Origin of the sequence: Pseudomonas psychrophila HA-4, assembly GCF_000282975.1 — a bacterium.
GTDB lineage: Bacteria > Pseudomonadota > Gammaproteobacteria > Pseudomonadales > Pseudomonadaceae > Aquipseudomonas > Aquipseudomonas psychrophila_A.
The window spans coordinates 24095-43147 of record NZ_ALJC01000066.1 but is presented as its reverse complement, the minus strand read 5'-3'; the positions used below and the strand labels follow the sequence as shown (position 1 = coordinate 43147).

The window sequence follows — 19053 nt, the reverse complement described above, 5'->3', positions numbered from 1 at the left end:
TGTATGAACAAAGAGGATGACGCACCGCTGGAAAGGGGGTGCGGTATATAGCTATGGCGGCGACAAAAGTGCAGCGCCCGGCATAAGCCGGGCGCCGGAGGGTCATTCGGTGGCTTGAGGCTTCGCAGCTTCACGCAGCCACAAGGCGTAATTCACGCCGCCGGCTTTTTGCTCGCGGTGCAGGCGCCAGTTGGTGGGCAGGCCAAGTTCGGAAGGTCGTTGCTCGCTTTCGGTGTAAACCCACGCGTCTTCGCTCAGCCAGCCGCGTTGCTCCAGCAGGTCGCACGCAGGCTTGAGCAGGTCTTTGTGGAAAGGCGGGTCAAGGAACACCACGTCAAAAGTGTCGCTCGGGGTCGCGTCCAGGAAGCGCAGCGCATCGGTTTGTTGCACGTCACCGACGGTGCAGCGCAGCAGGCCCATGTTTTCGCGGATATTGGAGATGGCTTCACGGTTGCTGTCCAAGGCCAGGCCTTTGGCCGCGCCGCGTGACAAGGCTTCAAGAAACAGCGCGCCGCTGCCGGCGAACACGTCCAGTACCTTGGCGCCGACGATGTCCGGGGCCAACCAGTTGAACAGGGTTTCACGGACACGGTCTGGCGTGGGGCGCAGGCCTTCTACATGGGGGAAGTCGAGCTTGCGGCTGCGCCATTCCCCGCCAATGATGCGTAATTGACCGGCACCTGAGTGCGATGTGTTTTTTGGCTTTGCCATTAATGCTCCGGAACCCCAAGAGGTTGCTCTGAAGGTTTATCGGTAGGAGGTGGCAGTGGTTTTTGCGGCACGGTTGGGCCTGCGGTCACTACGACCATTTTGTCGGCGCTCAAGTGCTTGTTCATGGCGTCTTTAACCTGTTCGATCGTCAGGTTTTGGGACTCCTGCCTCAGGCTTTCGAGATATTCCAAAGGCAGATCATAGAAGCCTATCGCGCCCAGTTGGCCGACGATGGCCGCGTTACTGGCGGTTGACAGCGGGAAGCTGCCGGCGAATTCACGCTTGGCATCGTCGAGTTCTTTTTGCGTCGGACCGTTTTTCAGGTAGTCAGCCAAAATGTCTTGCACCAGTTTGAGCGTGCCTTCGCTCAACTCAGCACGGGTTTGCAGGTTGATCATGAACGGGCCACGGGCCTGCATGGGACTAAAGCCTGAGTAAACGCCGTAGGTGAGGCCACGTTTTTCACGCACCTCGGTCATCAAGCGAGTACCAAAGCCACCGCCGCCCAAGACTTTGTTGCCCAGCAGTAACGCGGTGTAGTCCGGGTCGTCGCGGCCAACACCCAGTTGGGCTAGCAGCAGTTGAGTCTGTTTGGACGGGAACTCAATGTGGGTTTCGCCCGCTTTAGGTTCCACCGGTTGTGCAATTTTGGCCACCGCAGGGCCTTTAGGCAGTGCGGCCGACACTTGAGCCGCCATGGCTTCGGCCTCGGCGCGAGACAGATCGCCGACAATCGCAATCACCGCGTTGCCAGCGGTATATGCCTTGTTGTGGAAAGCCCTGATCTGGTCGAGGGTGATCGAACCGATGCTTTGCGCTGAGCCGTCAGAGGGATGGCCGTAAGGATGGCTGCCGTACAGACGGCTGAACAGTTCATTGCTGGCCAGCTTGGCAGGGTTTTGTTTTTGAACTTCAAAGCCTGCGAGAAACTGGTTTTTGATACGGGCCAGCGAGTCGGCTGGGAAGGTAGGCTTGCCCACTACTTCGGCAAACAGGTTGAGCGCCGGGGTGCGCTTATCGACATCGCTGAGGCTGCGCAGTGATGCAATGGCCATGTCACGATAAGCGCCATTGCCAAATGCCGCGCCTAAGCCTTCAAAACCTTGTGCAATGGCGCCAACGTCTTTGCCCGCCACGCCTTCGTTGAGCATGGCGTTGGTCAGTACCGCCACGCCTGGGGTGTTCTCGTCTTGGCTGCTGCCCGCGGCGAAAGTCAGGCTCAGGTCGAACATAGGCAGTTCGCGGGCCTCGACGAACAGTACCTTGGAGCCTTCGGCGGTTTGCCAGGTTTGTACATTCAGTTTGCGATTAGTCGGTGCCTTGCCGTCGAGCTCAGTCAGAGACTCAAGCTTGCGCTCGGATTTGGCTTGATCGAGTGTCTGACCCGCCACCGATTCGGCAGGGCTGGCGAAATAGTAGCCGAGAGCACCAACCAGAACCGCAGTGGTCAGGGCGAGCAGGGCAAAGCGGGGGCCTTTACGCTCACTCATGAGTCTTCTCCTCGGGCAGTACATGCGCAACGCTGAGACGGTCGCGAGTGAAATAGGTACGAGCGGCCTGTTGAATGTCGGCCGGGGTGACCTTTTGCAGGTCAGCCAATTCGCTGTCCATCAACTTCCATGACAGGCCCACGGTTTCCAGTTGGCCAATCGAGGAAGCCTGGCTGGTGATCGAGTCACGTTCGTACACCAAGCCTGCAATCACTTGGGCGCGCACACGCTCAAGTTCTTCAGTGGAAGGCGGGGTCTTTTTCAGGTCGTCCAGCAAGCGCCACAGCCCCGCTTCGGTCTGGTCCAAGGTGACTTTTTTCTGGCTGTTGGGCATTGCCGACAGCAAGAACAGGCTGTCGCCACGGGTGAACGCGTTGTAACTCGATGAAGCGCTGGACACCAGCTCTTCGCCGCGTTCCAGTTGGGTCGGCATACGAGCGCTATAGCCGCCGTCGAGCAGTGCCGAGATCAGGCGCAGGGCGTTGGCGGTCACCGGGTCTTTGGCAGTGGCGATGCTTGGGACGTTGAAGCCCAGCATCAGGCTTGGCAGTTGGGTTTGAACGTGGATCTTGAGCAGACGCTCACCTGGCGTGGCCAGTTCAAGCGGTATCTTGGCAATCGGGATGTCACGCTTGGGCACCGGGCCAAAGTAGCGCTGGGCCAGGGTTTTGACTTCATCCGGGGTCACATCACCCACCACCACCAACGTGGCGTTGTTAGGTGCGTACCATTCTTCGTACCACGCGCGCAGCTCGGCCACGTTCATGCGTTCCAGGTCAACCATCCAGCCGATGGTGGGCGTGTGATAGCCGCTGGACGGGTAGGCCATGGCACTGAATAGCTCGTAAGCCTTGTTCATCGGCTTGTCGTCAGTGCGCAGGCGACGTTCTTCTTTAATCACCTCAATTTCGCGCTTGAACTCTTCCGGCGGTAGGCGGAGGCTGGCCATGCGGTCGGCTTCCAGCTCAAAGGCAACGCCTAGGCGGTCACGGGCCAGCACTTGGTAGTAGGCCGTGTAGTCATCGCTGGTGAAGGCGTTTTCCTCGGCGCCCAGGTCGCGAAGAATCAACGACGCTTCGCCGGGGCCGACTTTATTGCTGCCCTTGAACATCATGTGCTCAAGGGCGTGGGACAGACCGGTCTTGCCGGGCGTCTCGTAGCTGGAGCCCACTTTGTACCAAACCTGCGATACCACGACGGGCGCGCGGTGATCTTCACGCACGATGACCTTGAGGCCATTGTCCAGACGAAACTCGTGGGTGGGTTGTGCGTCGGCTGCAAAGGCCGAAAGTGGGACTAATACTGTGCTGAAGAACAGGCCAGCAGCGTGGCGGGCTAGAGCATTCATTCGTTTTTAAACCTGTTGGGCTGCCCGCTTGGCCTTAGCGTCTGCGGGTGATGAGGTGCTAGGATACTGATCCGTTTTACTGGCGGCCACGTCTATCAAGCCAATGACGATCAGACCACGTTTGATCGGGCAGTATAGGAGCCGACCTGAAAGTGTGGATGTATCTCGGTAAATTTCGCTTTTTTGCCGATTTTCCCGCTTCAGATCTGAGTTAAGACGAAGTTATAGAGGTGTTTCTTTACACTCTTAATAAATTGTGTGCGAACGAGCTGGCAAAAAAGCAGTCTTTTTCACACCGAATATTATTTGCCGGGGCGCCACAGTGGCGCTTCGCTACGATGAGATAGCCGTCCTCCATGTTTGGTTCCAACGACGACAAGAAGAACCCAGCTGCGGCTGGCGAGAAGAAAGGCCTGTTCGGATGGCTGCGCAGAAAGCCGCAGGAAACCGTCGTTGAACAGCCGGCGCCAGCGCCTGAAGCCATCCCTGAGCCGTTGATCGAAGCCACTCCGGTGGTGGTCGAGCCGACGCCTGAAGTGGTTGTGGTCGCCGATGTGCCTGCGCCGGTTGCTCAAGTGCCAGAGGCGGTCAACGCTGAGCCGTGGCCGCCACTGCCGGTTCCCGAAGAGCCGGTTGCGCTGGTCGAAGACCTGGACGAGCCGCATGTCGTGCCGCCGATTCCTGAAACCGCTGTTGAAGTCGCTGTCACTGCGCCGGTCATTGCTGCTGAGCCGGTGGTCGAAGTGGTTGAAACCTTTGTCGAGCCAGAACCTGAGCTAGCACCAGCACCAGTCGTAGCAGCACCCGCACCCGTTATTGAACCGCCAGCGGCGACTCCTGTTCCGGTACCTGCTCCTGAATCCAAGGTCGGCTTCTTTGCTCGTCTCAAACAAGGCTTGTCAAAAACCAGCGCCAGTATTGGCGAAGGCATGGCCAGCCTATTCCTGGGCAAGAAGACCATTGATGACGACCTACTGGATGAGATCGAAACCCGTTTGCTGACCGCAGACGTTGGTGTTGAAGCGACCTCGGTGATCATCAAAAATCTGACGCAGAAAGTGGCGCGCAAGCAACTGACCGACGCCGATGCGCTGTACAAGTCGTTGCAAGACGAGTTGGCCGCCATGCTCAAGCCGGTCGAGCAACCGCTGAAAATCGAAGCGAAGAACAAGCCCTTTGTGATTCTGGTGGTCGGCGTGAATGGTGCGGGTAAAACCACCACCATCGGCAAACTGGCCAAGAAACTGCAACTGGAAGGCAAAAAAGTCATGCTCGCGGCGGGAGATACCTTCCGTGCGGCGGCGGTCGAGCAGTTACAAGTATGGGGTGAGCGCAACAACATTCCCGTCATCGCCCAGCACACCGGTGCAGACTCGGCCTCGGTGATTTTCGACGCAGTGCAAGCGGCCAAAGCCCGTGGTATCGACGTGTTGATCGCTGACACCGCGGGTCGTCTGCACACCAAAGACAACTTGATGGAAGAGCTGAAAAAAGTCCGCCGGGTGATCGGCAAGCTCGACGAAGATGCGCCGCACGAAGTGCTGCTGGTGCTCGACGCAGGCACGGGTCAAAACGCGATCAGCCAAACCAAGCAGTTCAACCAGACAGTTGCTTTGACCGGCCTAGCGCTGACCAAACTCGACGGCACGGCTAAAGGCGGCGTGATTTTCGCCCTGGCCAAGCAATTCAATATCCCGATTCGCTTTATCGGTGTGGGTGAAGGCATCGACGATTTGCGTACTTTTGAGTCCGAACCCTTTGTCCAGGCTCTGTTTGCGGAGCGGGAGCGTCCATGATTCGTTTCGAGCAGGTCGGTAAACGCTATCCAAATGGACACGTGGGCCTGCACGAGCTGAGCTTCCGGGTTCGTCGCGGCGAATTTCTGTTTGTAACTGGGCACTCCGGCGCAGGTAAAAGCACGCTGTTGCGGCTATTACTGGCGATGGAGCGCCCAACCAGCGGCAAATTGCTGCTGGCCGGCCAAGACCTGAGCCAGATCAGCAACGCGCAGATTCCATTCTTGCGTCGCCAGATCGGCGTGGTGTTCCAGAACCATCAATTGCTGTTTGATCGCACGGTGTTCAACAACGTTGCGTTGCCGTTGCAGATTCTTGGCTTGTCCAAGGCCGAAATTGCCAAACGTGTGGATTCGGCGCTGGAGCGCGTATCGCTGTCGGATAAAACCGATCTGTTCCCTGGCGACTTGTCCACAGGCCAACAACAACGTGTCGGTATTGCCCGCGCTATCGTGCATCGCCCAGCATTGCTGCTGGCCGATGAACCCACCGGCAACCTCGACCCGCGTCTGGCGGCGGAAATCATGGGCGTATTTGAAGACATCAACCGTTTGGGCACCAGCGTACTGATTGCCAGCCACGACTTGGCGCTGATCGCACGTATGCGCCATCGCATGCTGACCTTGCAGCGCGGCCGACTGATCGGTGACGGGGAGGCCGCACAATGAGTGCAACACGCAGCCCCAAGGTATCCGAGCGCGTAGCGCCGAAGGCAGCCGATCCACAGCCGCCGAAAAAGAAAAAACACGACGAAGACGATGGCCCCAGTTTTGGGATGTTGTTTCAGGCATGGATTGAGGCGCACCGCGCCAGCCTGCTCGATAGCTTGCGGCGTTTGGGCAAGCAGCCGATAGGCAGCTTTTTTACCTGCCTGGTAATGGCCGTGGCCCTGAGCTTGCCGATGGGCTTGTCATTGTTGCTGAACAACGTCGAGCGGTTGGGCGGTTCATGGCAGCGTGCGGCGCAGATTTCGTTGTACTTGCAGATGGACGCCAGCAGTGAACAGGGCGAGCAATTAAGCAATCAGATAAAAGGTATGGCTGGGGTCGCGGACGCTGAATTCATCAGCCGCGAAAAAGCTCTGGATGAGTTCCAGCAGCAGTCAGGGCTGGGCGAAGCGCTCAAAGAGCTGCCGGATAATCCGTTGCCGGGCGTGGTGCTGGTAACCCCGAATGAGGTCGATAAAGCCACTCTTGAGGCCTTGCGCGAACGACTTGCTGCATTGCCGAAAGTGCAACAGGCGCAACTTGATCTAGTCTGGGTCGAGCGCTTGGCAGCTATCCTGAAATTGGGTGACCGCTTTGTGTTCGGTCTGACTGTGCTGCTGGTCTCGGCTTTATTGCTGGTCATCGGTAATACGATTCGCCTGCACATCGAGAACCGTCGTATCGAAATTGAAGTGATTAAGCTGGTCGGTGGTACTGACAGCTATGTACGTAGGCCGTTTCTTTACATGGGCGCGCTTTACGGATTTGGAGCCGGGGTTTTGTCCTGGTGTGTTTTGGCGTACGGCCTTAACTGGCTCAACGATGCCGTTGTAGGGTTGGCCGGATTATATGGCAGCAATTTTGCGCTGGCCGGTGTGCCAGTCGCCGATGGTCTGTCGCTCTTGCTTGGCGCGGTGCTGTTAGGGTATATCGGTGCATGGATTGCAGTCGCGCGTCACTTACGTGAGCTTTCGCCCAAGTAGTTTCATTTTACCTGTTGACCTTTTCAGCTATTTTCGGGAACTTTTTTCATGGTTTTCGGTCAACTTTCGCAGTGCTGAACTGCACGAGTTATGTAAGACGGAGGTTTTTTCGTATGACCACTTCTTTGCAACCTGCGTATGCGTTGGTCCCTGGTGCGAACCTTGAGGCCTATGTAAGCACGGTGAACAGCATTCCATTGCTGACACCCGAGCAGGAGCGTGAACTGGCCGAGAGTCTCTACTATGAGCAGGATTTGGGGGCGGCTCGGCAGATGGTGCTCGCCCACCTGCGTTTTGTTGTACACATTGCCCGTAGTTATTCGGGTTATGGCTTGGCTCAGGCAGACCTGATCCAAGAAGGTAATGTTGGCCTGATGAAGGCCGTTAAACGCTTTAACCCTGAAATGGGCGTGCGTCTGGTGTCTTTTGCTGTGCACTGGATCAAAGCAGAGATCCACGAGTTTATTCTGCGTAACTGGCGGATCGTGAAAGTCGCGACCACCAAGGCTCAACGCAAATTGTTCTTCAACCTGCGCAGCCAGAAAAAACGTTTGGCTTGGCTGAACAATGAAGAAGTTCATCGTGTGGCTGAAAGCCTCGGTGTAGAGCCTCGTGAAGTCCGCGAGATGGAAAGCCGCTTGACCGGCCATGACATGGCGTTCGATCCGGCAGCAGAAGCTGACGACGACAGTGCATTTCAGTCGCCGGCAAATTATCTGGAAGACCACCGTTACGACCCGGCGCGTCAACTGGAAGACGCTGACTGGACCGACAACTCCAACACCAACCTGCACGAAGCGCTGGAAGTGTTGGACGACCGCAGCCGTGACATTCTGTATCAGCGCTGGTTGGCTGAAGAGAAAGCCACGCTGCACGACCTGGCCCAGAAGTACAACGTGTCAGCCGAGCGCATTCGTCAGCTTGAAAAAAGCGCGATGAACAAGCTCAAACTGTCGATCGCCGCCTAACCCGGCCCGACAAAAAAACGCCCCGATCTGATCGGGGCGTTTTTGTTTGTGCGGTAAATACCTTGTAGGAGCAGTCGGGTTACTCCGCCCAAGGCGCTTTTCGCGAATTATTCAGTGTGTCGAGATAGCTATCCCCACCCAATTGACGCATTTGCTGGCGAATCCATGCCGCGCGGCTTGCCACATAAGGGCTCGGACGGCTAGCACTCCAGTTACGCGGGTTAGGCAGCACAGCGGCCAACTGACTGGCTTGCTGGCGCGAAAGGTTTTTGGCATCTACGCCAAAGTGATGCTGCGCCGCCGCCTGCGCGCCAAACACCCCGTCATCCCATTCCGCACTGTTGAGGTACACCTCAAGGATTCGCTGCTTGGGCCACAACACTTCAATCAGCCCGGTAAACCAGGCTTCGAGCCCTTTTCGCAGCCAACTGCGGCCCGACCACAAAAACAGGTTCTTCGACACTTGCTGGCTCAGCGTACTGGCACCACGCAACGTGCCTCCTTGCTCGTTGTGTGCGAAGGCGGCCCTGATCGCACTGAAATCAAAGCCCCAGTGTTCGGCGAATTTTTGATCCTCGCCGGCAATCACTGCGACTTTCAATTCATTGGAGATTTCGTCCCAAGGTCGCCAGCTGCGTTGCAGGTCGATGGGCTGGCCATCGACCCACGATTCAATCTTGCGTTCGACCATCAGCGCGGTGCCCGGTGGCGGCACCCAGCGGAAAATCAGCACCAGCAACGCACTGCCGGCTGCAAACCACAGCAGGGCTTTAAGGACGCGATGTAGAAGATTACGCAGCATAGATGGCTTGGCCGAACCCGTTGAGCGGGCCATTATACAGACCCTGCGCTATTCCATGACCCTGAAGGGAGTGAACCATGTTGCGTGTTTTCCTGATGTTAGCCGCCTTCTTTGGCTTTACCGGTGTTGCGCTGGGCGCCTTCGCTGCCCATGGTCTTAAAGACCGCTTGAGCGAGCAGTATCTGGCTATTTTTCATACAGGGGTGACCTATCAATTGGTCCACGCCTTGGCCCTGTTCGGCGTGGCGCTGCTGGCGAGCCAATTGCAAAGCCGTTTGGTGATGTGGGCGGGGATGTGTTTCGCGCTGGGTATTGTGCTGTTTTCTGGCAGCCTGTACGTACTGACCCTGACCGGCATCAGTAAGCTGGGGATGATTACCCCTATCGGCGGGCTGGGATTCTTGGCCGGTTGGTTGTGCCTAGGCCTAGCCGCTTGGCGCGTAAGTTAAGACGGTAGGACGAATGGCTTGGGTCGCCCTGACTGATCGGGCTAGAATGCTGACCCCTAAAAATGATGGCAGCGTCGAGCATGCACATTCAATTGAACGGTGAATCCTTTGAACTGCCGGACGGCGAGACCGTCGCTGGTTTGTTGGCCATCCAGGAACTGACGGGCCGTCGGGTCGCCGTCGAGCTTAACCTGGACATCGTGCCGCGCAGCCAGCACGCCGACGTAGTCCTCAAAGAAGGCGATCAGGTCGAGGTGGTTCATGCCATCGGTGGCGGCTAGTCACCTGGTTGCGCTTCACACCTGTCCACAGTGCACACAATTTGAAGAGGATTCCCGATGAGCAATGTTCGCAGTGACAAGCCTTTCGTGTTGGCCGGCCGCACGTACCAGTCGCGTTTGCTGGTAGGCACCGGCAAATACCGTGACCTGGAAGAAACCCGCCTGGCCATCGAAGCCTCGGGCGCTGAAATCGTCACCGTCGCTGTGCGTCGCACCAACATCGGTCAAAATCCCGGCGAGCCGAATCTGCTCGACGTATTGCCGCCAGATCGCTACACCATTCTGCCGAACACCGCCGGGTGCTACGACGCGGTTGAAGCCGTGCGTACCTGCCGGCTGGCCCGTGAGCTGCTCGATGGCCACAAGCTGGTCAAACTCGAAGTATTGGCAGACCAGAAAACCCTGTTCCCGAACGTGATCGAAACCCTCAAGGCCGCTGAAATTCTGGTCAAAGACGGTTTCGACGTAATGGTGTACACCAGCGACGACCCGATCATCGCTCGCGAGCTAGAAGCCATGGGCTGCATCGCCGTGATGCCACTGGCGGGCCTGATCGGCACGGGTCTGGGTATCTGCAATCCGTACAACCTGCGGATCATTCTTGAAGAAGCAAAAATTCCGGTGCTGGTGGACGCGGGCGTAGGCACTGCCTCCGACGCCACCATCGCCATGGAAATGGGCTGCGAAGCGGTGCTGATGAACTCAGCCATCGCTAACGCCCAGCATCCAATCATCATGGCCGAAGCCATGAAGCACGCCATTGTGGCGGGCCGTCTGGCGTATCTGGCCGGGCGCATGCCGAAAAAACTCTATGCCAGCGCCTCCTCGCCGCTGGATGGTCTGATCAAGTAAGAGCCACTGATGACTGAATCACTCGACACCCCAACCCTGGAAGAAGGCGACGACCGCCAGCACCGCCGCATCAAGAGCTTTGTGATGCGTGCCGGGCGTATGACCGAAGGCCAGCAACGCGGTCTGGATCAAGGCACGCCGCTGTATGTCCTGCCGCTGGCTGATGCGCCGGTCGATTACGACCAGGTGTTTGGTCGTTCGGCACCGCGCACCCTAGAAATCGGCTTTGGCATGGGTCACTCCCTGCTGGAAATGGCGGCGGCTTCGCCTGAGCAAGACTTCATCGGGGTTGAGGTTCACCGTCCGGGTGTGGGCGCGCTGCTTAACGGCGTCCTGACTCAAGGCCTGACCAACCTACGGGTTTACGACTGCGACGCGATCGAAGTCCTGACCCGCTGCGTGGCTGACAACAGCCTTGACCGCCTGCTGTTGTTCTTCCCGGACCCATGGCACAAGAGCCGTCACCACAAGCGCCGCATCGTCCAAGCATCGTTTGCCGAGCTGGTGCGTTCTAAGCTGAAAGTGGGTGGCGTGCTGCACATGGCGACCGACTGGGAACCGTATGCCGAGTACATGCTGGAAGTGATGAACGTCGCGCCGGGTTACCGCAACCTGGCCGAAGACGGCCAGTGCGTCCCGCGCCCGACCGAGCGCCCGGTGACCAAGTTCGAACGCCGTGGCGAACGTCTTGGGCATGGCGTGTGGGATTTGAAGTTCGAGAAGTTGGCGTAAACGTTTTTTCAATAAACGCTAAGTCTGTGGGGGCAGTTCAGTCGTATTGCGCACTAGACACCTAGTAGCAGTTGCCGAGCTCCGCGAGGCTACGTCCGACGACGCAGTCGTCGTAAATGGGCTGCCATGATGCTTCAGTTAGATCTGGCACTAAGGATTTACGATCGCTACGCAATCGGACGCAGCCTCGCGGAGCTCGGCAGCTGCTACAGATCCTGTATCCGGCCTACCCGCGGCGGTCTGCGACTACGCCAATCAAGACCAGCACCACCAACAACACCGGCGCAAGGCTGTAGTTGTTGAATTGGCTCAGGCCGCGCTCAACCCACGGGGTGGCGTAGATCAAGGCCGCGCCGCTGCCAATTAGGCATAACAGGGCCATCAAGGGAACACGTAAGGCGCCGGCAATGCTGCCCAGACGCTGTTCGACCCACCCTTTAAAATCCGCACCAAACAGCACCAGCAGGCAGCCAATCAGGGCCAGGGATATCTCGGAGAGATGGCTGCGGCTCCAACGTGACACCGTGGCAAGCAGGTCAAGTACCAAGTCCATTCGCGTTCCTTAGATCAGAAAGTGCTGTAACAAGTCGTTGAGAAACAACTGCCCTCGGGCGGTCGCCGCCAATCGTGTCGGTTCGACCTGCAATAAGCCGCTTTGTTCTGCCGCCTGCCGTCCCTCATTCAAACTCTCAAGAGGCAAGCCGGTACGCTGCGGGTAGAGCGATGAGTCGACGCCGTCCGTAAGGCGTAAGGCGTTCATTAGAAACTCAAACGGTAGCTCTTCCGCTGTCAGGGTTTTCTCACCGGCTTGAAAGCTTTTAGCTGGATTGAGGTAGTCCTTTGGTAAACGGGTCTTCCAAGTGCGGACGATTTGGCCATCAGGATGGCTCAATTTGCCGTGAGCGCCAGCGCCAATGCCGATAAAGTCGCCAAAGCTCCAATAGTTCAGGTTGTGCCGCGCCGGGCGGCCAGGCTGGGCGTAGGCTGACACTTCGTATTGGGCGTAGCCATGTTCGGCGAGCAACGCTTGGCCAGCTTCCTGGATGTCCCACAAGGTGTCGTCTTCTGGCAAATCAGGCGGCTTGTTCCAGAACACCGTGTTGGGTTCCAGCGTTAGTTGATACCACGACAGGTGTGTCGGTTTGAGGGCAATGGCCTGGCGCAGATCGCTCAGGGCGTCGTCCAGCGACTGATCGGGTAAACCGTGCATTAAGTCTAGGTTGAAGTTGTCAAAGCCCGCCAAGCGCGCCATACCGGCGGCTCGCACAGCTTCGTCGCCGTTGTGGATACGGCCCAGCGCTTGGAGTTTTTCTTGCTGAAAGCTCTGGATCCCAATCGACAGGCGGTTAATTCCGAGCCTGCGGTAGGCCACAAACTTTTCTTGCTCAAACGTACCGGGGTTGGCTTCGAGGGTTATTTCGATGTCGCTGGCAAACGGGATGCGCGCTTCAACGCCTTTAAGCAGACGACCCAGCGCCTCGGCGCTGAACAGGCTCGGGGTGCCGCCGCCAAAGAAGATCGAGCTCAGCTCGCGGTCATAGACGGCGTGCAGGTCTTGATCAAGGTCGGCCAGCAACGCGTCGACGTACTCGTCTTCGGGCAGCACCGGGCTTGCGGTATGCGAGTTGAAGTCGCAATACGGGCATTTGCGCACGCACCACGGAATGTGGATGTACAACGACAGAGGCGGCAGTTGCGTCAGCGGCGCACGCGGCGCCTGCTGAGTAAAGCCAGCCGCACCCAGATAGAGCGGCTGTGGAGGTGTGTCGTGGGTCATTTCAGGCCCAAACGCTGACGCAGCAAGACCATGGCGCGGGCGCGGTGGCTCAACTGGTTTTTTTCGGCCGGGCTGAGTTCGGCGCTGGAGCAGTTACGCTCAGGCACCCAGAATAAGGGGTCGTAACCAAAGCCATGCTCGCCGCTGGCCGCAGGCAGGATGCGCCCGTGCCACAAGCCTTCGCAGATGATTGGCAGCGGGTCATCGGCGTGACGCACCAGCGCCAGGACGCACACAAATTGCGCGCCGCGTTCGGCTTCGGAAACGTTTTTCAGGGTGTCGAGCAGCTTGGCGTTGTTCGCTGCATCGCCCTGCCCGTCGGCGTAACGGGCCGAGTAAATGCCCGGCGCGCCGCCGAGAACGTCCACAGCCAGCCCCGAATCGTCGGCCAGTGCGGGCAAGCCCGAGATGCGCGCCGCATTGCGGGCTTTGAGAATCGCGTTTTCAACAAACGACAGACCGGTTTCTTCCGGCTCAACGCTGCTGAATTCTCCAATCGAGCGCAACTGCACCGACTCGCCGAGCATGGCCTGAAGTTCTTTGAGTTTGCCGGCGTTGTGGCTAGCCAGGACCAGTTGCGTAAGGTTAATCATTAGAGCGGAGCGACCTCTTGGGAAAATTCGATGCTTTTGCTTTCGCCGTTGACCTTGAGTTCAACATCAAACACATAGACCTGAGCGGGTTTGACCGGGAACTGGGCGAAGTAATCTATCGAACCCTGGTCATTGATCACCTGCTTGAAGGTGAGCGGTTTAGCTTTCTTCTCACCGTTTTCGCGGTAAGTGCCTTTGATGGTGCTGGCTATTTTTTGATCAGCCTTGGCGAGGTTGATGTTCAAGGCGCCCAGTTGGTCGCTGCGCTGCAAGCCGTATTTTTGCGTGATATCAGCGCTCAGAAAGTTGGTCATGAAGGCGTTGTAATTGACGACTGTGCCGCCCACCTGGGTTGCCCCTGCGGCCATGGCCTGAACGGTAAAGCACATCGAGAGCAACAGTAATCCAATCCGTCCCATGATCTTTCTCCTTAAACACACTCATTTAAACTGCGATTTGGTGATCCTGTAGGCTAGGACTGCTGACACGGTAAATGCCTATCTCGCCTAACAGGTTAGGCCATAACTTACTCGCCCACCCGTGGCGGTGTTGTTGATCCACGGCAAGCCGATTGATCACACGGGCTTCGCGCTCACTGCACAGCGCCTCGAAGTCTTCGAAGGTGCAGAAGTGAATGTTCGGCGTGTTGTACCAGGTGTACGGCAGAAACTCAGACACCGGCATCCGGCCCTTGCTGGCCAAATACCAGCGGCAGCGCCAGTGACCGAAGTTCGGGAAGGTGATGATGCACTGGCGCCCGACGCGCAGCATTTCGTCAAGAATCCGGTCGGGATAGTGCACGGCTTGCAGCGCCTGCGTCATGACCACGATGTCGAAGCTGTTGCTGGCGAAGTTGCCCAGCCCCTTGTCCAGGTCCTGCTCGATGACGTTGATGCCTTTGGCGACACACTCGGCGATATTGTCCGGGTCGTTTTCCAGGCCGTAGCCGGTGACTTGCTTGTTGTCGCGCAGCCAGCTCAGCAGTTCGCCATCACCACAACCGAGGTCGAGCACGCGGCTGCCGGCGGGGATCCAGTCTTGGATGATTTCCAGGTCGGCTCTCATGGCGTTCTCACAGTTCTATGCGGTTCATGTAGTTGCTGAAGGCTTGCAGGTAGCGCGGGATCGGGATCAGGAAGGCGTCATGGCCTTGCGGAGCGTCGATTTCCAGGTAGCAGACGTCTTTTTTGGCAGCCATCAACGCGTCCACCAGTTCACGCGAGCGCGCGGGTGAAAAGCGCCAGTCGGTGGTGAACGACATCACGCAAAAGCGCGCCTTGGCCCCAGCAAAGGTTTTGGCCAGGTCATCGTCGAAGTTGGCTGCCGGGTCGAAGTAGTCGAGCGCCTTGGTCATCAGCAGGTAGGTATTGGCGTCGAAACGCCCGGAGAACTCTTCACCCTGATAACGCAGGTAGCTTTCAACCTGGAACTCCACGCTGTGGAAGTCGTAGTTGAGGTTTTCGTTCTTCAGGCCACGGCCGAATTTCTCGCCCATGGAGTCATCGGACAGGTAGGTGATGTGCCCGACCATGCGCGCCAGCATCAGGCCGCGCTTGGGGATAACGCCTTTTTCCTGGAATGAGCCGCCGTGGAACTCCGGGTCGGTGAGAATGGCCTGGCGGGCGACTTCGTTGAATGCGATGTTTTGTGCCGACAACTTGGGCGCCGAGGCAATGGCCAGACAATGGCGCAGGCGATCCGGGTAGCTGATGCTCCATTGCAACGCTTGCATGCCGCCCAGACTGCCACCGATCACGGCAGCCCACTGGTTGATCCCAAGACGGTCAGCTAGGCGGGCCTGGCTGTGTACCCAGTCCTCGACCGTCAGCACCGGGAAATCGGCGCCAAACGGACGGCCGGTTTCGGGGTTGAGGCTGCTCGGCCCAGTTGATCCGTTGCAGCCACCGAGGTTGTTGAGGCTGACCACGAAGAACTTGGTGGTATCAATCGGCTTGCCGGGGCCAATGCAACTGTCCCACCAGCCGGGCTTGCGCTCGTCGGCACTGTGGAAACCGGCAGCATGATGGTGCCCGGATAGCGCATGGCAGATCAGCACAGCGTTGCTGGCTGTGGCATTGAGCTGACCGTAGGTTTCATAAATCAGATCATAGGCAGGCAGTGAGCGGCCACAGGCTAATGCCAGCGGTTCGCTGAAGTGCGCCATTTGCGGCACAACCAGACCAACGGAATCGGGGGGAAAGGCAGTTGGCATCGACCCTGCTCTCATTTAAATGAGGCGTAAGTCTAATGAGCGGGGGGCAGGGCAGCAAGCAATGCTCAAACCTCTATAGGAACGAGCTTGCCTCGCGATCTTTTGATGTTTTAAAAGATCGCGAGGCAATCGAGCGTCGACCGGCTGCTCCTACAGGTTTTTTCGTTAGATCAGGCCGAACAACACGACCGGCATGCCCACGTACATTGCCAAAGGCGGGATCACGTAGCTTTGGATCAGTTGGATCACCATGAAGGCCAGAATCGGCGAAATATCCAGGCCGCCCATGCTTGGCAGGAAGCGCCGGAACGGTGCCAGTGCAGGTTCAGTGATCTGGTTGACCAGCTCAGCGCCGGGGCTGCTGCTGCCCGGTGCCACCCACGACAGGATCACGCTGATGATCATGGCGAAGAAGAACACCTTCAAGAACAGCGCGGTCACGCCAATGATTGCCCAAGCCAGCAGGCCCAGTATGTTGAACGACATGTAGCTGAGGGTCAGCACCACGGCGAAGATCACCATCTGCACGATGATGGCCAATACCAGCGATGACATGTCCAGCCCGAACAGGCTCGGGATCACGCGGCGCAGGGGCTTGAGCAGCGGTTGGGTGGCTTTGACGGTGAACTGGCACAACGGGTTGTAAAAGTTGGCCCGTACCAATTGCAGGATGAAGCGCAGCAGCACGATCAGCAGGTAGAGGCTACCCAGGGTTTGAATCACGAAAATGGCAGCGCCATTAAGTCCAGACATCATGTGCTCCTTTATTGACCCAGTTGTTCGGCCATTTCGGCCGAGCGGTGCGCGGCGGCACTCAATGCTTTTTCGACGATGGCTTCAAAACCATCCGCCTGGAATGACGTGATCGCAGCTTCTGTGGTGCCCGCAGGCGAGGTGACGCGACGGCGCAACTCGGCGGCGTCGACATCGCTGGCAACGGCCATGTGGGCGGCGCCCAGTGCGGTGTGCTGCGCCAATTGCTCGGCCACTTCACGCGGCAGGCCGAGTTTGACGCCTGCGGCGGTCATGGCTTCGATCAGCAAGAAGAAATACGCTGGGCCGCTGCCAGAAACAGCGGTCACTGCGTCGATCTGCGCTTCTGTATCTACCCACAGCACAATGCCTACGGCCGACAGCAGTTCATCCGCCTGTTGACGCTGCTCGGCGGTGACATCGGCGGTGGCAAACAGGCCGCTCACGCCTTTGCCCAGCAACGCTGGGGTGTTAGGCATGCAACGCACCAACGGCTGGTTGCCTAGCCAGTTCAGCAGGCTGGCGCAGGTGATACCGGCGGCAATCGACACCAGCAGTTGATGCGGTTTGAGGTGCGGGCGCAGGTCTTGGCACACAGCCTTCATGGCCTGTGGCTTGACCGCGATCACAATCACATCAGCGTCTTGCACGGCCTGTGCGTTGTCAGCAAACACTTCAATGCCGTGCTCGGCCGTTACCTTGGCCCGAGTCTCTGCGCCGGGATCGCTGGCGCGAATCTGTGCAGCGTCCAGACCTTTGGCCAGCAGGCCGCCGATCAGGCTGGAAGCCATATTACCGGCCCCGATAAAGGCAATACGCGTTTTGCTCATAACCGATCCTTATAAAAAATGAGGCGAGTTCTCAAGCCTGGCCGTAATCGCGCGCACCAAATAACGCGGTGCCAATACGCACCCACGTGGCGCCTTGGGCAATGGCCGACTCCAGGTCGTGGCTCATGCCCATGGAAAGTGTATCGAGCCCCAGGTTAAGGCTCTGTTGCAATGTGCGTACCGCTGCAAACGCGGCGTCTTGCTCAGCGCGAACCTCCGTGGGTTCGGGAATTGCCATCAATCCGCGCAGCTTTAAGCGTGGAAGCGCATTGATTGCCGCCGCCAGTGCGGGCAGATCGTGTGGTGTGCAGCCTGATTTGCTGGCCTCACCGCTGACGTTGACCTGGATGCAAATGTTTAGCGGCGGTAAGTCGGCCGGGCGCTGTTCTGACAGGCGCTGGGCAATTTTCAGGCGGTCTACGGAATGCACCCACGCGAAATGCTCGGCTATCTCACGCGTCTTGTTCGATTGAATGGGGCCGATGAAGTGCCAACACAAGGGCAGATCAGCTAATTCAACCTGCTTGGCGCGGGCCTCTTGCAGATAATTTTCGCCAAAGTCGCGAATCCCAGCGGCGTACGCTTCGCGCAAGGCGGCTGCGGGTTTGGTCTTGCTGACCGCGAGTAAGTGGACGCTCGTTACATCACGTTGCACAGCCTCTGCCGCTGCACGGATCCGAGCCTCAACCTGAGCAATGTTGCCTGCTATCGTGGACATTCATTTAAGCCCGCCGTTGTGAAAGTCTGCGGCATTCTACTGGAATTGGGAGGGGGTATGGACATCGCCGACCTGTTGGCGTTTAGCGTCAAACACGGGGCTTCAGACATGCACCTGTCAGCAGGCGTGGAGCCTATGCTGCGGGTGGATGGAGAGATGCAGCGTTGTGCGTTGCCGGTGCTGGCGCCGGATCAAGTGCGCCAACTCATTCACAGCGTCATGAGCGACGCGCAGCGCATAGCGTTTGAAACAGACCACGAAGCTGATTTTTCGTACAGGGTGCCGGGACTGGGGCGCTTTCGGGTCAATGCTTTCGAGCAGCATCGTGGCGCTGGGGCGGTGTTTCGCAGCATTGCTGCGCAAGTCCCAAGTATCGAGTCCTTAGGCCTTGGAGAGGTGTTCAAAGGGCTCTGTAGCCTGTCACAAGGTCTGGTGCTGGTGACCGGTGCGACCGGCTCGGGCAAGACGACCACCTTGGCGGCAATGATTGACCACATCAACACCACCCGTCAGCAGCACATCTTGACCATTGAAGACCCGATTGAGTTTGTTCACACGCCGCGCCAATGCCTGATCAGCCAACGTGAAGTGTCGCGTGATACCCATAGCGTGGCGACAGCCTTGCGTGCGGCACTGCGTGAAGACCCGGACGTAATCATGCTGGGCGAAATGCGTGACCTAGACAGCATACGCTTGGCGCTGACAGCTGCAGAAACGGGGCATTTGGTGTTGGCAACGCTGCACACTGCTTCGGCGGCCAAAACCGTCGACCGGATCGTGGACGTGTTTCCTGCCGAAGAAAAAGCCATGGTGCGGGCCATGTTGTCTGAGTCACTGCAGGCGGTGATTGCTCAAACACTGGTCAAGCGCGTGGGTGGTGGTCGGATAGCCGCTCACGAAATCATGCTGGCGACGCCGGCGATTCGTAATTTGATCCGGGAAAACAAGGTCGCGCAGATGGTCACAGTCATCCAGACCGGCGGGGCGGTGGGCATGCAGACGCTGGAGATGGGCCTGATAAGGCTGAAAGATAGAGGTCTGATCTAACATC

At 58.0% G+C, this 19053-nt stretch carries 22 protein-coding genes; 9 read left to right on the top strand and 13 right to left on the bottom strand.

Annotated features, from left to right (window positions below):
- Positions 1–102: 102 nt before the first annotated feature.
- From rsmD to B347_RS0108030, 3 genes are read right to left on the bottom strand one after another with little or no spacing between them, the layout of a single operon-like run.
- The gene (gene rsmD / locus B347_RS0108040) at positions 103–711 is read right to left on the bottom strand and encodes a 16S rRNA (guanine(966)-N(2))-methyltransferase RsmD (RefSeq protein WP_019409188.1); all 609 of its coding nucleotides are present in this window, start codon (positions 709–711) and stop codon (positions 103–105) included.
- Positions 711–2201, bottom strand: a complete 1491-nt coding sequence (locus tag B347_RS0108035; RefSeq protein WP_019409187.1) for a M16 family metallopeptidase — start codon at positions 2199–2201, stop codon at positions 711–713. Before B347_RS0108035 ends, rsmD begins: the two co-directional genes overlap by 1 nt.
- Positions 2194–3549: a M16 family metallopeptidase gene (locus B347_RS0108030; RefSeq protein WP_019409186.1), complete on the bottom strand. Its 1356-nt coding sequence runs from the start codon at positions 3547–3549 to the stop codon at positions 2194–2196. The genes B347_RS0108035 and B347_RS0108030 overlap by 8 nt, the downstream gene beginning before the upstream one ends.
- Before the next feature lie 356 nt (positions 3550–3905).
- On the opposite strand from B347_RS0108030, the gene ftsY reads away from it, so the two are divergent.
- The 4 genes from ftsY (at position 3906) to rpoH (ending at position 8003) form a co-directional block, all read left to right on the top strand.
- Entirely contained in the window at positions 3906–5345 is a 1440-nt protein-coding gene (gene ftsY / locus B347_RS0108025) for a signal recognition particle-docking protein FtsY (RefSeq protein WP_019409185.1), read from the top strand.
- Positions 5342–6013 carry a cell division ATP-binding protein FtsE gene (gene ftsE, locus B347_RS0108020; RefSeq protein WP_019409184.1) on the top strand — a complete coding sequence of 224 codons (672 nt, stop codon included), beginning with the start codon at positions 5342–5344 and terminating at the stop codon, positions 6011–6013. Before ftsY ends, ftsE begins: the two co-directional genes overlap by 4 nt.
- Entirely contained in the window at positions 6010–7035 is a 1026-nt protein-coding gene (gene ftsX, locus B347_RS0108015) for a permease-like cell division protein FtsX (protein ID WP_019409183.1), read from the top strand. The genes ftsE and ftsX overlap by 4 nt, the downstream gene beginning before the upstream one ends.
- Before the next feature lie 113 nt (positions 7036–7148).
- Positions 7149–8003, top strand: coding sequence for an RNA polymerase sigma factor RpoH (gene rpoH, locus B347_RS0108010; protein WP_019409182.1), 855 nt, complete (start codon positions 7149–7151; stop codon positions 8001–8003).
- 79 nt (positions 8004–8082) lie between these two features.
- Here rpoH and mtgA read toward each other — a convergent pair whose 3' ends face one another.
- On the bottom strand, positions 8083–8838 hold the full coding sequence (gene mtgA, locus B347_RS0108005; protein ID WP_019409181.1) for a monofunctional biosynthetic peptidoglycan transglycosylase: 756 nt from the start codon (positions 8836–8838) through the stop codon (positions 8083–8085).
- 44 nt (positions 8839–8882) lie between these two features.
- On the opposite strand from mtgA, the gene B347_RS0108000 reads away from it, so the two are divergent.
- From B347_RS0108000 to trmB, 4 genes are all read left to right on the top strand, one after another.
- Positions 8883–9254: a DUF423 domain-containing protein gene (locus B347_RS0108000; protein ID WP_019409180.1), complete on the top strand. Its 372-nt coding sequence runs from the start codon at positions 8883–8885 to the stop codon at positions 9252–9254.
- An 80-nt stretch (positions 9255–9334) separates the two neighbouring features.
- A complete protein-coding gene (gene thiS / locus B347_RS0107995) occupies positions 9335–9535 on the top strand; it encodes a sulfur carrier protein ThiS (RefSeq protein ID WP_019409179.1) in 201 nt (66 codons plus the stop codon).
- A 57-nt stretch (positions 9536–9592) separates the two neighbouring features.
- Entirely contained in the window at positions 9593–10387 is a 795-nt protein-coding gene (locus B347_RS0107990) for a thiazole synthase (protein ID WP_019409178.1), read from the top strand.
- Between the two features lie 9 nt (positions 10388–10396).
- On the top strand, positions 10397–11119 hold the full coding sequence (gene trmB / locus B347_RS0107985; RefSeq protein ID WP_019409177.1) for a tRNA (guanosine(46)-N7)-methyltransferase TrmB: 723 nt from the start codon (positions 10397–10399) through the stop codon (positions 11117–11119).
- 226 nt (positions 11120–11345) lie between these two features.
- On the opposite strand, the gene B347_RS0107980 is transcribed toward trmB, so the two are convergent.
- The 9 genes from B347_RS0107980 to B347_RS0107940 all read right to left on the bottom strand — a co-directional run bounded on the left by B347_RS0107980 (position 11346) and on the right by B347_RS0107940 (position 18002).
- Positions 11346–11672, bottom strand: coding sequence for a DUF3392 domain-containing protein (locus tag B347_RS0107980; RefSeq protein WP_019409176.1), 327 nt, complete (start codon positions 11670–11672; stop codon positions 11346–11348).
- Between the two features lie 9 nt (positions 11673–11681).
- Positions 11682–12896, bottom strand: coding sequence for a radical SAM family heme chaperone HemW (gene hemW / locus B347_RS0107975; protein ID WP_019409175.1), 1215 nt, complete (start codon positions 12894–12896; stop codon positions 11682–11684).
- Positions 12893–13489, bottom strand: coding sequence for an RdgB/HAM1 family non-canonical purine NTP pyrophosphatase (rdgB, locus tag B347_RS0107970; protein ID WP_019409174.1), 597 nt, complete (start codon positions 13487–13489; stop codon positions 12893–12895). The genes hemW and rdgB overlap by 4 nt, the downstream gene beginning before the upstream one ends.
- Positions 13489–13908 carry a DUF4426 domain-containing protein gene (locus B347_RS0107965; RefSeq protein WP_019409173.1) on the bottom strand — a complete coding sequence of 140 codons (420 nt, stop codon included), beginning with the start codon at positions 13906–13908 and terminating at the stop codon, positions 13489–13491. The genes rdgB and B347_RS0107965 overlap by 1 nt, the downstream gene beginning before the upstream one ends.
- Positions 13909–13933: 25 nt before the next feature.
- On the bottom strand, positions 13934–14554 hold the full coding sequence (gene metW / locus B347_RS0107960) for a methionine biosynthesis protein MetW (RefSeq protein ID WP_019409172.1): 621 nt from the start codon (positions 14552–14554) through the stop codon (positions 13934–13936).
- A 7-nt stretch (positions 14555–14561) separates the two neighbouring features.
- A complete protein-coding gene (gene metX, locus B347_RS0107955) occupies positions 14562–15701 on the bottom strand; it encodes a homoserine O-succinyltransferase MetX (protein WP_019409171.1) in 1140 nt (379 codons plus the stop codon).
- 165 nt (positions 15702–15866) lie between these two features.
- Entirely contained in the window at positions 15867–16454 is a 588-nt protein-coding gene (locus B347_RS0107950) for a YggT family protein (protein WP_019409170.1), read from the bottom strand.
- Between the two features lie 11 nt (positions 16455–16465).
- Complete coding sequence (gene proC / locus B347_RS0107945) at positions 16466–17284, bottom strand: pyrroline-5-carboxylate reductase (RefSeq protein WP_019409169.1); 819 nt, start codon at positions 17282–17284, stop codon at positions 16466–16468.
- A gap of 31 nt (positions 17285–17315) precedes the next feature.
- Positions 17316–18002 carry a YggS family pyridoxal phosphate-dependent enzyme gene (locus tag B347_RS0107940; protein WP_019409168.1) on the bottom strand — a complete coding sequence of 229 codons (687 nt, stop codon included), beginning with the start codon at positions 18000–18002 and terminating at the stop codon, positions 17316–17318.
- A gap of 57 nt (positions 18003–18059) precedes the next feature.
- On the opposite strand from B347_RS0107940, the gene B347_RS0107935 reads away from it, so the two are divergent.
- Complete coding sequence (locus B347_RS0107935; RefSeq protein ID WP_019409167.1) at positions 18060–19049, top strand: type IV pilus twitching motility protein PilT; 990 nt, start codon at positions 18060–18062, stop codon at positions 19047–19049.
- Positions 19050–19053: the final 4 nt, after the last annotated feature.